13 protein-coding genes are annotated in these 13436 nt (G+C 61.7%); 8 read left to right on the forward strand and 5 right to left on the reverse strand.

The genetic code is table 11. The annotated features are described in order from the left end of the window. Window positions 1-151: 151 nt before the first annotated feature. Window positions 152-1186 carry a hypothetical protein gene (locus ACN50D_RS18515; RefSeq protein ID WP_007734628.1) on the forward strand — a complete coding sequence of 345 codons (1035 nt, stop codon included), beginning with the start codon at window positions 152-154 and terminating at the stop codon, window positions 1184-1186. A gap of 40 nt (window positions 1187-1226) precedes the next feature. Here the strand turns inward: ACN50D_RS18515 and ACN50D_RS18520 are convergent, their stop codons facing one another. Both ACN50D_RS18520 and ACN50D_RS18525 read right to left on the reverse strand, forming a co-directional pair. Then, a complete protein-coding gene (locus ACN50D_RS18520) occupies window positions 1227-2393 on the reverse strand; it encodes a MinD/ParA family ATP-binding protein (RefSeq protein ID WP_076949148.1) in 1167 nt (388 codons plus the stop codon). 309 nt (window positions 2394-2702) lie between these two features. Then, window positions 2703-3410: a hypothetical protein gene (locus ACN50D_RS18525; RefSeq protein WP_211921597.1), complete on the reverse strand. Its 708-nt coding sequence runs from the start codon at window positions 3408-3410 to the stop codon at window positions 2703-2705. A 220-nt stretch (window positions 3411-3630) separates the two neighbouring features. Here ACN50D_RS18525 and ACN50D_RS18530 point away from each other — a divergent pair, with 220 nt between their 5' ends. From ACN50D_RS18530 to ACN50D_RS18545, 4 genes are all read left to right on the forward strand, one after another. Next, window positions 3631-4161, forward strand: a complete 531-nt coding sequence (locus tag ACN50D_RS18530; RefSeq protein WP_007734626.1) for a hypothetical protein — start codon at window positions 3631-3633, stop codon at window positions 4159-4161. 108 nt (window positions 4162-4269) lie between these two features. Continuing rightward, a complete protein-coding gene (locus tag ACN50D_RS18535) occupies window positions 4270-5700 on the forward strand; it encodes a PepSY-associated TM helix domain-containing protein (RefSeq protein ID WP_063314929.1) in 1431 nt (476 codons plus the stop codon). 25 nt (window positions 5701-5725) lie between these two features. Continuing rightward, a complete protein-coding gene (locus ACN50D_RS18540) occupies window positions 5726-6226 on the forward strand; it encodes a copper chaperone PCu(A)C (protein WP_209922958.1) in 501 nt (166 codons plus the stop codon). Further along, window positions 6219-7436, forward strand: coding sequence for a Dyp-type peroxidase (locus ACN50D_RS18545; protein ID WP_042920208.1), 1218 nt, complete (start codon window positions 6219-6221; stop codon window positions 7434-7436). Before ACN50D_RS18540 ends, ACN50D_RS18545 begins: the two co-directional genes overlap by 8 nt. A gap of 80 nt (window positions 7437-7516) precedes the next feature. On the opposite strand, the gene ACN50D_RS18550 is transcribed toward ACN50D_RS18545, so the two are convergent. Both ACN50D_RS18550 and ACN50D_RS18555 read right to left on the reverse strand, forming a co-directional pair. Further along, complete coding sequence (locus ACN50D_RS18550) at window positions 7517-8653, reverse strand: GIY-YIG nuclease family protein (RefSeq protein ID WP_211921595.1); 1137 nt, start codon at window positions 8651-8653, stop codon at window positions 7517-7519. A gap of 45 nt (window positions 8654-8698) precedes the next feature. Further along, entirely contained in the window at window positions 8699-9286 is a 588-nt protein-coding gene (locus tag ACN50D_RS18555) for a TetR/AcrR family transcriptional regulator (RefSeq protein WP_223304676.1), read from the reverse strand. A gap of 178 nt (window positions 9287-9464) precedes the next feature. Here ACN50D_RS18555 and ACN50D_RS18560 point away from each other — a divergent pair, with 178 nt between their 5' ends. The 3 genes from ACN50D_RS18560 (at window position 9465) to ACN50D_RS18570 (ending at window position 12672) form a co-directional block, all read left to right on the forward strand. Next, window positions 9465-11030, forward strand: coding sequence for an LVIVD repeat-containing protein (locus ACN50D_RS18560; RefSeq protein ID WP_211921593.1), 1566 nt, complete (start codon window positions 9465-9467; stop codon window positions 11028-11030). Further along, the gene (locus ACN50D_RS18565) at window positions 11027-11683 is read left to right on the forward strand and encodes a DUF305 domain-containing protein (protein WP_007734614.1); all 657 of its coding nucleotides are present in this window, start codon (window positions 11027-11029) and stop codon (window positions 11681-11683) included. Before ACN50D_RS18560 ends, ACN50D_RS18565 begins: the two co-directional genes overlap by 4 nt. Before the next feature lie 65 nt (window positions 11684-11748). After that, window positions 11749-12672 (forward strand): DUF2797 domain-containing protein, encoded by a 924-nt coding sequence (locus ACN50D_RS18570; protein ID WP_211921591.1) that lies wholly within the window; start codon window positions 11749-11751, stop codon window positions 12670-12672. Window positions 12673-12679: 7 nt separating this feature from the next. Here ACN50D_RS18570 and ACN50D_RS18575 read toward each other — a convergent pair whose 3' ends face one another. Further along, window positions 12680-13150 (reverse strand): hypothetical protein, encoded by a 471-nt coding sequence (locus tag ACN50D_RS18575; protein ID WP_003945723.1) that lies wholly within the window; start codon window positions 13148-13150, stop codon window positions 12680-12682. Window positions 13151-13436 lie beyond the last annotated feature (286 nt).

A 13436-nucleotide genomic window follows, 5' to 3' on the forward strand; every position in this document is an offset into this window, starting at 1 on the left:
TTGGCGTGAAGGTGATGCAGGCTTCCCTCTGCACCACCCTCACGTTCACAGACAGTACCAGCAGTCGAACAAACGTGCGAACTGAAAGCGGTCGTGTCGAATCACCGGTTGTCGGGTACGCGGCATAGGACCACTACAGAAGGGAGCCGACATGCATGCTGGGCGACTGAAGAAGGTCGGTTCGAGTGACGGCCCGTTTGCCTCCGTGTACTTCGAAGACGTCCGTAACCGGGAAGATGCGCGCGAGCGCTTCGAACTCGAATGGCGCTCGATGCGCAATCAACTCACGAAACAGGGAGCATCGGAATCGCTGATCGCACGACTGGACGAGGTGAAGGACAACCATCACGGCATCTCAGGTCGCGCCGGGCGCGCGATCGTCGCCACTTCCGAGGCAGTGCTGATCGACGATATTCTGCTCGAACCTGCCGGCTCCACTATCGCGACCTTGGGCGAACTGCCCTACCTGATTCCACTGATCGCACACGGATACGACACCGAACCGTTCCTCATCGCCAAGGTCGACCACACTGGCGCGGACCTGTGCGTGCGCGATGCTCGCGGGCGTGACGTGTACGGCGAAACGGTAGACGGAGACGGCTTCCCGGTCCACAAGGCACACGTGGGCGGTCAGGAGCGATACACCGACAGCCAAAGCCTCGTGGAGGAGAATATCCGGAAGAACCTGACTCAGGCTGTGGAGCGCGCGGCGGCGCTCGCCCGTGAACACAAGGTCGCGCTGGTGGTTGTCATCGGAGAAGTACAATCCCGCAAAGCTTTTGCACAGCTTTTGCCGTCGACGCTACGGGTGGTGGACGTCGAAAAGGGTTCGCGTTCAGTCGGTTCGACACCCGCCGAGGTGTCCAAGTCGATTCGTGAACTGATCGACACGCAGCGACTGCGCAGAATGGATGTGGAAACCGAACGCTACGTCGCCGAGCAGGGCCGGGACTCCGGCCTCTCCATCGACGGGACCGCACGCGTCCTCGACGCCCTCGAACAGGGCAAGGTCGAGACGCTGCTGCTCACCGATCCTGACGACAAGGAAGTCACCAGTGGAGAGTTGATCGGGCCCGCCGATCGCGTACTCCCCTACATCGCAATCGGGACCGGCACCGAGTTGGTACAGATCGACGAACGCCTCGTTCTCGCCGACGGATACGGCGCGATACTTCGGCACCCTTGAACGCTGGAGCCTGCTGATCAGATTCGGTGGCGAGCACGTTCTATCGAGAAGCGTGCTTGCCCACCGAGTCCGGGAACCCATCGGCAATTGCTGCGACGAGTTCCAGATATGCCCGTGCCGTGCGCTTGTTCAACAACTTCAAGTCGATCGGACCGCCTTCGCCCAGGTGATCGTCGTAGGGCAACGTCTTGACCGCTCGCACTCCACGCTGAGCGAAAACGTCCTCGAGTTGATCGAGGTCGAGCGAAGACGAACCCGGCCGCGTCGAATTGATCGCCACGACCGACCTGCTCACCAGTTCTGCGTATCCGTGCTTGGTCAGCCAACTGAGCGTTGCTGCAGCACTACGGGCACCATCCTGAGCTGTCGGGCTGACGACAACCAAGGCATCTGCTTCGTCGAGAATTCCGTACATGGCCGAGTGCATGATTCCGGTGCCACAGTCGGTGATGACGATGTTGTAGTGCACCTCGAGAATTCGGAGAGTATCGAGGTAGTCCTGCTCGTTGAACGACTCCGAAGTTTCCGGATCTGCCTCACTCGCAAGGATTTCGAGTCGGCTGTCGCCTTGCGAGGTGTAGTAACGAACATCGCTGTACGTACGAATGTCACCGTCGGCCAACAGATCACGAACGGTCAGGTGATGTTCACGTCGTTCGCGATCAGCCAGAGTCCCCAGGTCGGGATTGGCGTCGATGGCTACGATTCGATCCCCACGGATCGATGCGAACGTCGAACCGACAGTTTTGGCCGCCGTGGTTTTCCCCACTCCACCCTTGAGTGAGATGAAAGCAATCTTGTACACGCCGCGCACCGTTCGGTTGGCGCGGCGCACGAGAGCCTGGTGTTCGAGTTCGGCAGCCGACTGCCCAGTGTTGATCCGGCCCCCGGTGAGTTTGAACAACACACTGCCCAAACCGCGTTCGGGTGGACGCTTCGCCCGCTTGATGATGTCCAGGTCGTCGACGGAGGTCATAGGCCTGGGCGTCGAGGTCCGGAAATCGGTCGGCTCTTCACGACGTTGCTGGCGCATCCGCTGACTGGGCAACGGTTTTGCTGCAGGCTCGTCGAATTGTGGTGTGAAGGTGACGGTTCGAATCGACGTCGCATAGCCGTCGTCGGACGCGTCGAAATGGCCGTCGCCCTGAGTCGTTCCGGAGTTGTTCCCCAGGACTCCGTTATTCGAACCGTTGTTATCGCTGCGCACCGTTTTCCTAGGTCGAGTTCGGAATCATTTCGGACATAGCCTCTCGGACGCTATCACTCTGGCGGGCTTGCCGTTCTCTGCTCAATACCGTCGTGGCACAACAGACCGTTACACCCGCACTTCGATGACTTTGGTCCCCAAGCTTGTGCCGATCTCAGCAAATACGAACGTCGTAACGATATGCGGCACAGATATCTTCATCTGCCGCTAGAAACAGCCTTCCGCAATGTCAGGGCAAATCCCTTGGTAACAAACGAGAAAAGGGAGGGCGATCGCCTCGGCGATCGCCCTCCCTTCATGGACAAGTGTTCAGCTGCTGCAGAATTCCGAACTGCCGAGACTTCCGAAAATCGTCGACAGATCCACACTTCCGAACGAACTGCCCGTATCGCAGCCGTCGGCAGTGAGCGCGAAGTCGACACCGGTGACGTCATTCGTGCTCAGATTCACCGGAATTACTGCTGGATCGGCACCGCATCCGCTGCCGGGAACCACTTCTACGGAATAGCCGTCCTTGGCCGGCTTGTACTGAAAGAAGTAGTCACCGGAATCATCCGTCGTTGTCGTCGCGATTTGCGTGCCGGCATCGAGGAGATTCAACGTCACGTCAGACGCGCCGACCCCGTCAGCACCCGGACACCCAGTGACAGTTCCGACGATGCTGAACACCTTCACCAACTCGAAGTCGATCCCGGTCGCGTCGGACGTCGTCAGATCTACCGCCGTCCTGTCGGGTACGGATCCGCATCCAGCCGGCGAGTATGGACTGACCGTGTAATTGCCCGGAGGAACGTTCGTGATCGTGTATCCGCCACCCGCCCCGACAGTGGCCGAGGATATCTGCGTCGAGCCATCCCATACGACCATCCATATCCCGACCGGATCGCCAGTATCGCTACACGAGTTGACAAGGGTGCCCGACACGGAGCGTGTGACCGGGTCCGCCGAGGCCACCGAAGACAGGAAGAGACCGAACGCACCCATCAGGGCGAATATCGCAAAGAATCGACGCCTCATGAAACTCTCCTATGTGTTTGCCCTGCCGTCGACCCGTTGCCGGCGACCAGAGCCAAGTCTGGCACCGGAAAATGACCGTCACGTTTGTTTCACCCGGTCCTCGGCAAAGTTTGGCGAATCGGACAAATCCCCCACCTAACGCGTTCGTCGGTCGGCCACCGAAACGATCCCGACCGATCACCTACTAAGCCCGGTAGTAGGCGCCTGTATCCTTTCGCGTATGACGCCGGGTCCGAAAGATGTCGCGCAGCTGCGCGGTGCTTTCGTGGGCGGCACCTCCGGCGCGGTTTCCGTCGCAGCCCACGCGCTCGGTGGCGGCGGCATGGCCCCGTCCGAAAGCGCTGTCGTGTTGCTGATCCTCGCCTGCGCGAGCGTCGGCGCGGTGGTCACGTCCATCGACACCCGTCGCTCCCCCGCGCTCTTGCTCGCCCTCATGCTCGCTGCGGGTCAGGCCATCGGTCACGCGACGTTGACCATCGCTTCGGATCATCAACACGGCCTGCTCCTGTCCCTTCCGATGCTCGCAGCACACATCGCTGCCGTCGGAGTGTGCGCAGTGCTGATCCGCGGCGCAGAACGCGGATACGTCGTGGCCGCATCGACGGTAGCGGCAATCGTCGCCGTTCTATTGCGCCCGTGGGCAGCTGAACCGTCACCGTTCGCTGCACGTACTCGATACCGCGCCAAAGTTGTTCTACGTCAACTTCTCACCTCAGGCCTGGGCACTCGCGGCCCACCGGCATTCGTGTAACTCACCTCCCCTTTCCTTTCACGCACGTGATTACGTGCGCCACTTTGCTGTGCGCCTTTATTAACCGCCCGCGGTTAACAAAGGCGCACAGCGGGATCGAGTACACGCATGTCCGCACCCGAATTGGAGCGCGCACAGACGCGCGCGTCCAACGACAGTTCTCCCCCGAAGAAGCAGGTTGGCGGCGCCAGACCACTGATCCTGCGTCTGCACTTCTACGCCGGCGTCCTGATCGGACCGTTCATCCTCATCGCCGCTTTGAGCGGTGGCCTCTACGCGATGGCACCCACCATCGAGAAGTTCGTTTACAGCGACTACCTCCAGACCGACACCACCGGACAGATCGCGTCACTGAACGACCAGATCCGTTCCGCTCAGCAGTACCGCCCCGACTTGACCGTCTCGGCAGTACGTCCGTCCCCTGCTGCCGGCGAAACCACCCGAGTCCTGTTCACCGATCCGTCACTGGGCGAATCGGAGAGGCTCGCCGTCTTCGTCGATCCGGTGCTCGCACAGCCGGTCGGCGAGTTGGCGGTCTACGGAAGCAGTGGTTCGCTGCCGCTGCGAACCTGGATCTCCCAACTGCATCGCCACCTTCATCTGGGCGAACCCGGCCGCCTCTACAGCGAATTGGCCGCGTCGTGGATGTGGGTGGTCGCACTCGGCGGTGTCTACCTCTGGTTCCGTCGTTACCGCACCGCCCGGAACGCTCGACTGCTCACGATCGACCGAGCATCCACCGGACGAAGCCGGACCCTGAACTGGCACGGTGTCGTCGGCATCTGGATAGCAGTTGCATTGGTCTTCCTCTCGGCGACCGGCCTCACGTGGTCGACCTACGCCGGAGAGAACGTCAGCAATCTGAGAACCGCGTTGAGTTGGACGACGCCCTCAGTTGTGAAAACTCTCGGCGACGCTCCCCCTCCGGCGACAGGCGGGCACGAGGGTCACGACATGGCCCCCGCCGCCACCGGCACGCTGACGGACACCAACGTCGGACGCGTCGACACCGTCCTCGGTATCGCCAGGTACAACGGGATCACCGGTCCTGTCGAAGTATCGATACCCGCGAACGCCGAGACGGCGTTCACCGTCGCCCAGACACGTCAGCCCTGGGTGTACAGCAACAACACCATCGCAATCGACGGAGCGACGCAAAAGGTCACCGACGAGTTGTGGTTCTCGGATTGGCCACTCGCAGCCAAACTTTCGGCCTGGGGAATCCAACTCCACATGGGCCTGCTGTTCGGTCTTGCCAACCAGATCGCACTCGCCGCACTGGCACTCGCACTGGTCAGCGTGGTCATTCGGGGCTACATCATGTGGTGGCGCCGACGCCCCACTCGTGGCTCCGACTGGGCAGTCGGCCGGGTTCCTGCCCGCGGCGGAATCCGCAACCTCTCCCCGGTCGGCCTCGTTGCGCTCGTCGCGATCACGGCGTTGGTCGGTTGGTTCGTTCCGCTACTCGGCATCAGCCTTCTCGCATTCCTGCTGATCGACCTGTGCCTTGCGGCGTTCAAACGCCGTGCCACCACCTGACACTTCACGAATTACGGAGACACACATGACTGTTCGCACAAAGATATTCGCAGCTGTTGCACTGTCCGCAGCTCTCGCCCTGACCGGCTGTTCTTCCAACTCCGACAAGGAAACCGAAGCTGCACAATCCATCACAGTTCAGGATCAATGGGTCAAGGCCGCGCCGGAAGGAATGAGCGCGGCGTTCGCCGAACTCGTCAACTCCAGTGACAAGGACGTACGCGTGGTCTCGGCCACCAGCCCCGCGTCGTCTCGACTCGAGCTGCACGAAGTCGTGACCGGCGACGGCGGAACGATGACGATGCGTCCCAAGGACGGCGGTTTCCTGGTCCCTGCCAACGGATCCGCCTCCCTCACCCCGGGCGGTGACCACCTCATGTTCATGGACCTGTCCGCGCCGCTGCTCCCAGGCGCAGAAACCGAACTCACCTTGATCTACGACGACGGTTCCAGCACCACGTTCACAGCCCAGATTCGCGACTTCTCCGGTAATCAGGAGAACTACGACCCGAATCACGGTGGCTGAGAACACGAACCCGCCCAGCCGAGCACTCAGCCGGCGGCGCCTTCTCGGAGGAGGCGCCGCCGCGCTCGGCGTGGCGGGAATAACCTGGGGCGCAACCACAGTGGTCGAGCGCAGCGAACACGAGCAGCAAGCAGGCAAGCTGGTGGAACCGTTCTACGGAGTCCACCAAGCCGGCATCGACACCACGCCGCAAGCGCACGGCACCTTCATCGGGTTCGACCTCTTGCCTGGAACCGATCGAGCAGTCGTCGTCGGAATCATGAAGATGTGGTCCGAGGATGCGTCACGGCTCACCGCGGGAAACCCGGCGTTGGCGGACACCGAACGGGAACTGGCTGTGGATCCGGCACGCTTGACAGTGACCGTCGGCTACGGCCCTGGCCTGTTCACCAAGCTGGGATTGCAAGCACGTCAACCGGACTGGTTCGAGCCGTTGCCGAGCTACGCGATCGACCGACTTGACGATCGATGGGGCGGATCGGACCTGTTGCTGCAGATTTGTGGCGACGATCCGGTGACCATTGCTCATGCTGTGCGAGTTCTGACCAAGAACGTCCGATCACTGACGACCATCCGGTGGACGCAAAAGGGATTCCGCAACGCTCGCGGCACCACGCCTGAGGGAACCACGATGCGCAACCTAATGGGCCAAGTGGACGGGACCGTCAATCCTGCTCCGGGAACAGTGGATTTCGATTCACTGATCTGGCACGACGGCGCGGGTCAGTCGTGGCTGGCGGGCGGAACCTCGTTGGTACTGCGACGCATTCGCATGGAAATGGATACCTGGGACGAACTCGACCGTTCGGGGCGCGAACTCACGATGGGGCGCACGTTGTCCAATGGCGCTCCGCTCAACGGAACCAACGAATTCGACGAAGCGGATTTCACACTCACGGACAAGTTCGGGATTCCGGTGATCCCGCCAGGATCACACATCGCTCGAGCCCACCAGACGCATGAGAAGGAGCAGTTCTTCCGTCGGGCATACAACTACGACGACGCACCCGAGAGCGGGCAGACCTCGAATTCGGGATTGATCTTCGCAGCATTCCAACGGGACATCGCCGAGCAATATCTACCGGTCCAACAGCGATTGAGTGACTTCGACGCACTCAACGAGTGGACGACGCCGATCGGTTCTGCGGTGTATCTCATTCCGCCGGGATGCACCGAGAACGACTATCTGGGAAGCGGATTGCTCGGCTGACAACCCCGGGCAACGATATTGTGGGGGCTGGATCCGAACGGATCCCGCCCCCACAATTCCTTCTACCTGAAGTTGTTGCGTTACTTGGACTTACGAGGTCCCGGCACGACCGCACCTGGACGGGCGGTAGTCAACCTCGTGACCCAACCACTGACGGGCCACTTCTTCAGGCCGACGTTGTGTGGGGTGACCTCGGTTCCGACGTACTTGGCAGCAAGCTCGTCGTCGACGGTTCCGTTGAACCGCCACAGTTGGCTTCCGTCGGCATTGCGGGTGGACACCTCCCATGACTGAGCACGGAAGGCACCACGAATGATGCTGTCGGCAAACACCAGAACGGGAATTCCGATCTCGGCACGAACAGCCGCACCGGCAGACCACTCGGCGCGCGCGAGTTCGTAGATCTCTTCCGGCGTTGCTCCCGGACGGGCGGAGGCCGGTACGTGGAGGACGATGCTCGGCGTCGGGAGTTCCGGCGCGGGATCAGCCGAGTAGCGCAATGCGAGTTCCTCGACGCGCGTCGCACGGGCGTCCTTGTCCGAGGTATCGCCTGCGAGATTGGTCAGACCCTCTCCCGCGTCGGTGATCCGCAAGGCTTCCACGATGCCTCGGACGACCTCGTCGGTAGTGGCGGCCGAATCCGTGGCGCCAGAGACCGAGCGGAGGAGTACGAAGTGCTCCACCGCCGAACCTGCGTCGTAGATCTCGCGGATCCGAGCGATCTTGGCTGCCGTCACAGCAGCATTCGACTCGGCCGGAGCGTCCGCTCCTTCGAGGTTCGCGAGTTCACCGAGCGCTTCGAATACCGGCGCGAATACTTGATTTCCCGTGCCGTGCCCGACATGGAACACCTGGTCGTTACGCGGGTCACGCAAAGCAAAGACATACTGCCCCAACCTCTTCCCGACCTTCTCGGAGAACGCCTGCGGAGCCGGCTTCCTGACGACGACCTCGGTGGACAGAGTGCGCATCACGGCCAGACGTAGTGCGTCTGGCACGCTGGTGGAACCGGCAGCACCGGAAAAGATTGCCGCCGAAGCAGCGCTGATCGAGGTGAACGTGCGGCCGACTTGCTTCTCGAGAGATGCAGAGACCGTACCGACCGCAGTCAGTTTTGCATCGAGGGTGCCGTCACCCTCGACAAGGAACTCCTTGATCAACGGAGCAACGAGCAAAGTGGAGCCGATAGCGCGAGGAACTGTCCAGACAATAGCCATGCCACGAGCCTAGGCGATCACCTCGAGACGCGAGGCGAACGTGACTCAGCCCGCCGCTGCCGGCCCGGCCAGTCCCTGCACAAGTAGGTTCCAGGCCGAGTGCGCGACTTCTTTTCGCGAGCTCTCGGCAGTCCGTTCCATGATCGCGGCGAACATGGCGATCGCCAGGATCACGTCCTCAGCAGTCACGGACTCGCGTATCTTCCCAGCTCGACGCGCCTCCTCGAGGCGTCCTTCGAGGAGATCGGTCAGGCGGGTGCCTGCCGAATTCAGTCGTGAGTCGCCGAAGGAGACGGGCTTGATGACCTCCACGAACACGATGGAGGTGGTGATCTGGTCTACCAACAATCGAAAAAGATCGTCGAGAGTCGAATCCGGATCGGCAGCCATATCTTGCAGCTCGACGATGTTCTCGTCGAACACCGCGAGTGCGAGGCTTTCGCGAGTGGGAAAGTGCCGGTAGAGGCTGCCCTGACCGACGCCGGCCGTGCGGGCGATCAGGCTGAGCGGAGCAGCAAAACCCTGAGTGGCGAACACCTCACGAGCTGCTGAGACGAGTGCCGCACGATTGCGCGCCGCATCTCTCGGCCCTCTGTTGAGAGATCCGCTATTGACGCGGCCAGACGATGTCACGCACACTACGATACCAACCGGACAGCATTGTCCGGTTGGTTGCGGCCCGACACCGGTTCACACCCCGACCCGATCGTCGTGAGCGCTCGAACACGCGCCTGCCCTCCGTGCTGCCTGTCCGTGAGATACGTCTGCCCGTGAGATACGAAAGGCAATCCCGCACCGGGAGTTGGACTCGATGAAATCGTTCACGACCATCAGAACCAGATCTGCCATCGCACTCGTCGCCTTGATCACCGTGCTTCCCGTGTGCGTCGCGTCGGCTGAGCCCGCCACTGCCCCGGGCTCGATCCACGAGAACCCGGGTGTCGCTTCCACCGCCGCAAGCCGCGCCGAATGCGGCCCGGGATCGATGCCCGAGACCGGGTTGCAGGGTGATGTTCCGGCCGAGGACCGAAACAGCGGACGCAGCCGAGACGGCTACAGCTGCAACATGTCTCAGATCGGCGGCTACTCGGGTCGCGGCGGCGGGATCACGTCCACCAACTTCGAACACTGCTCGTACGTCGGCAGTTTCTTCCCCGGGAACCTCCTGGGCCCCGCCCAGGGCGTCCAAGTTCTCGACGTGTCGGATCCTGCCAATCCCGCTCTCACCGCCACGCTGACCGAACCCGCGATGCTGGCCGGAACGTGGGAGAGCCTCAAGGTCAACACCGCGCGAAAGCTGCTGGTGGGCACGGGCGTTCCGCTCTTGACCGGCGTCGGCCTGATGTCGGTCTACGACATCTCCGATTGCGCGCACCCGAAACTACTCAACCCCGGACCAGGAACCGATCTGGGGATGCTGCTGCCTATCACCAATCACGAGGGAGGATTTTCACCGGACGGGAACACCTACTGGTCTTCCGGCACCGCTCCCGGCGTGGTGAGCGCCGTCGATCTCACCGAACCCGCCAACCCACGCGTCGTCTGGCAGGACCTCATCGGGTTGTCGACGCACGGCTTCGGAATCAGTCCCGACGGAAATCGCATGTACTTGTCGAACAATCTCGGCGGAATACATGTCCTCGACATCAGTGAGGTTCAGCGCCGCGTCCCGAATCCTCGGGTGCGCCAACTGTCCCAGCTCTCGTGGACCGACGGGTGGGCCACCCAACACAGCATTCCGGTCACCTACGACGGTTCGCCGTACCTGTTCACCGTCGACGAAGGTGGTTCCGGCGGAGTCAAATTGATCGACGTCTCCGATGACGACGAACCGTCGGTCGTCAATTCGGTGAAGCTCGAAATCAATCTGCCGGAGAATCAAGACGCTGCGCTGGCGTCTGCTGCCGGCGGATCGCTGTTCGCGTACGAATCTCACTACTGTTCGGCAGATCGCCCGGTCGACCCGACGGCGCTGGCATGTGGATGGATCTCGAGCGGGATTCGGGTCTTCGATGTTCGAGATCCCTTCGACGTCCACGAAATTGCGTACTTCAACCCACCTGCTCGGACCGGCGGCAATCTCGAACTCGCCAACTCGCCACACGCTCTCGCGTCGCTCATCGGCGTACCCGTTCTCAGCACCCCGGCAATCGCGCAGTCGATCGCGCAGGGCCAGTTCGACCCCGGCCAAGCACTGAGTTCGCGGTCGGGCATGGTCGCTCTCGGCGACATCTCGACCGATTGGTGTTTCTCCCCACCCGAATGGCGAGGGACCACGTTGTGGGCGACGTGCGCCGACAACGGCTTTGTTGCCATGCAACTCGAAAACGGTGTCTACACACCACCGGCTGACCAGAAGACGACCGTGGGATCATGACGGCACCGCGAGCGGTCAAAGCCGTCGCACTCGTGGCCGCGGCACTGATGCTGCTCGTACTCGGCGCAGCACTACGTCCGCTGTTCGCACCCGAGAACCACACGCAGAGAGCTGTTCTGAGCGAAACCGAAATCGGATTCGTGCACGACATGGCGGCCCACCATCAACAGGCCCTCTTCATTCTCGCGCGTCTGAGTCCCGATGTGGACCCGGCGGTGACGAGACTGGCCCAGCAGATCGACGATGTTCAACGAACGGAAATCGGTGTCATGCTCGGTTGGCTGAGGTTGGCCGGTGTCCCGCCGAACAGTAGAACGCCGATGGCGTGGATGGAGGCGTCGCCGAGCGGCGCCGGCGACTCTCGTCATCACCCGGCAACGCTGGACACCGAGACCGACTCCATGCCTGGTATGGCTACGACCGAAGAACTCGAGAAACTGAGCAGCGCTCGCGGGCTCGACGCCGAGGTCCTTTTCCTTCAACTGATGGAACGCCACCACCGTGGCGGGATCGCCATGGCGCAGGCCGCCGACGCCCTACTCGAGAGCGGGCCGGTGAAACAGTCCGCCCGCGACATGATCAACACCCAGAGTCAGGAATCCGGGCTGATGACGCTGATGCTCGAACAACGTGGGGCACAACCACTGCACTGACCCGCATGTGCAGTGACTACCATAGGTGTCGACCTGCGAACTACAGAAGGAATCGACACTTCATCATGACCCTGCTTGTTCGCGGAATCGATTGGTCGAACCCGACAGCACCGCGGATCCGATGCGTCGACGACACCACTTCCGCTACGACCTTCTTCACTCACGACTCGGTGCTGCGATTCTCCGTCGACGAGACGAAGGGCCGCCGCTGCCTCGGCTGGCGAGATCTCACCGCCGAAGGTCCAGGACACTCGCCGTGCGACCGCGGGGCGACGGTCACCGCAGGACGCCAATGCGACCGATGCCGAAATCGTGAGGGGTTCACCACGGTTCATCAGGCACACGTCAGCGGCGCGCACATTCATCCGAATGTGCGTACCTACCTCGCACAACCACAATGGCTCTACGTCGACGTATTCGCCGGCGGCCAGATGAAGGTGGGGACGGCTTCCGAGTTCCGCAAGCATCCGCGAGTCGCCGAACAAGGGGCAGTCTGCGCATTGTTCGTAGCGCGGTCGACGGACGGTTACAGCATTCGCGCCCTCGAAGCCCGAGTTTCGGAGCACTTCCACTTGAGCCAGGCAATACGTACGTCTCGGAAAATCGAAGCGTTGACAGGGCCCTTGGATCGAGAGAAACTACGAAAGTCGTTGCACCACTTCGTATCGTCGATCAAAGACGAGCTGAATGACATCGGATCGGACATCGACGGAATCGAGATCCTGGAGGCTCCCGAAGAATGGACGGCGCCGGCGTGCGCTGACATGGTCTTCGATGCGGCACCGTTGATCGCGTACCCGCACACTTTCGAGTCCGGCGAACATTCCTTGTATCTGCAGGGCCTTGCCGGTTCGATCGCCTCGCTGCGGATCGACCCCGATCCTGAATCGCCACGCTTCGTCGCGGATGTGTCCGGACTGGTCGGTCGAACCATCACCGTCGGCGAGTTCGAGTCCCCTGGCGTGGCAATTCAGGAATCGTTGTTCTGAAAGTAGGTCAGCAACTTCCCGCGGTCGCTGCGGCGAATCCGCGAGTGACCTCGGCCTGCTCGTCGGCAGACAGGCTCGACCATTCGGGATAAGCCTGGATGGAGGTCAGCATGTCGTTTGCCAATGATTCACGCGTCATGCCCATTTCCTCTCCGGACTCGTCGATGGCCGGCTGGTATGCGTCGAGGTACCGGAGAACGTCGGAGCACGCCTGCGCGTAGGTCCGTGGCAGCGCCGAACTCACATTCGGGTCGGACGGGACCTCAGCCGGAGCACTCGAGTCGACCGAAGGGGTCTCGGTAGGTATTTCCGACGACGTCGCCGGAGCCTCGGATGACGTCGTCGACGTCGCTGTGGTGGTCGCCGAAGCAGAGGAAGTGAGTGTTCCGACCTCGGTCGGCTTGTCTCCGTCTGAACCGCAGGCAACCAGCGCCACCAGCGAGCAGGCACCGATGAACCCGGTGATCGTTTTCTTCATCCCTCAAGGATGCCAGAGGGCCACTGGCGTTCGAACGGACCGGCATCGCCCGTCAGCGCCAATTGCCCGAGCATCCGGCCGAATCCGAGCGCCTCGCCCTCCCGACTGCGGGATTGGACTGTATGCCCCGTTCGCGAACCCATGCTACGGTGACTTAACTGCAAAATAACTACGGGTGGGATTGTCCGGTCTGCCGCGTTCATCCGGAACGCTCCGATCGGAAATAGTTCGTCTATAAGGGGCTGGAACGAGTGGGACTTTTTCGTCGACGAGGTTCCCGCGAGGA

The sequence above is a fragment of the Rhodococcus sp. SB1D genome, assembly GCF_048573875.1.
Lineage (GTDB): Bacteria > Actinomycetota > Actinomycetes > Mycobacteriales > Mycobacteriaceae > Rhodococcus_F > Rhodococcus_F qingshengii.

Excerpts from the sequence above, each read along its gene's own strand:
- ACN50D_RS18515 (WP_007734628.1), top strand. The coding sequence starts at position 152 with ATGCATGCTGGGCGACTGAAGAAGGTCGGTTCGAGTGACGGCCCGTTT.
- ACN50D_RS18525 (WP_211921597.1), bottom strand. The coding sequence starts at position 3,410 with ATGAGGCGTCGATTCTTTGCGATATTCGCCCTGATGGGTGCGTTCGGT.
- ACN50D_RS18530 (WP_007734626.1), top strand. The coding sequence starts at position 3,631 with ATGACGCCGGGTCCGAAAGATGTCGCGCAGCTGCGCGGTGCTTTCGTG.
- ACN50D_RS18535 (WP_063314929.1), top strand. The coding sequence starts at position 4,270 with ATGTCCGCACCCGAATTGGAGCGCGCACAGACGCGCGCGTCCAACGAC.
- ACN50D_RS18540 (WP_209922958.1), top strand. The coding sequence starts at position 5,726 with ATGACTGTTCGCACAAAGATATTCGCAGCTGTTGCACTGTCCGCAGCT.
- ACN50D_RS18550 (WP_211921595.1), bottom strand. The coding sequence starts at position 8,653 with ATGGCTATTGTCTGGACAGTTCCTCGCGCTATCGGCTCCACTTTGCTC.
- ACN50D_RS18560 (WP_211921593.1), top strand. The coding sequence starts at position 9,465 with ATGAAATCGTTCACGACCATCAGAACCAGATCTGCCATCGCACTCGTC.
- ACN50D_RS18565 (WP_007734614.1), top strand. The coding sequence starts at position 11,027 with ATGACGGCACCGCGAGCGGTCAAAGCCGTCGCACTCGTGGCCGCGGCA.
- ACN50D_RS18570 (WP_211921591.1), top strand. The coding sequence starts at position 11,749 with ATGACCCTGCTTGTTCGCGGAATCGATTGGTCGAACCCGACAGCACCG.
- ACN50D_RS18575 (WP_003945723.1), bottom strand. The coding sequence starts at position 13,150 with ATGAAGAAAACGATCACCGGGTTCATCGGTGCCTGCTCGCTGGTGGCG.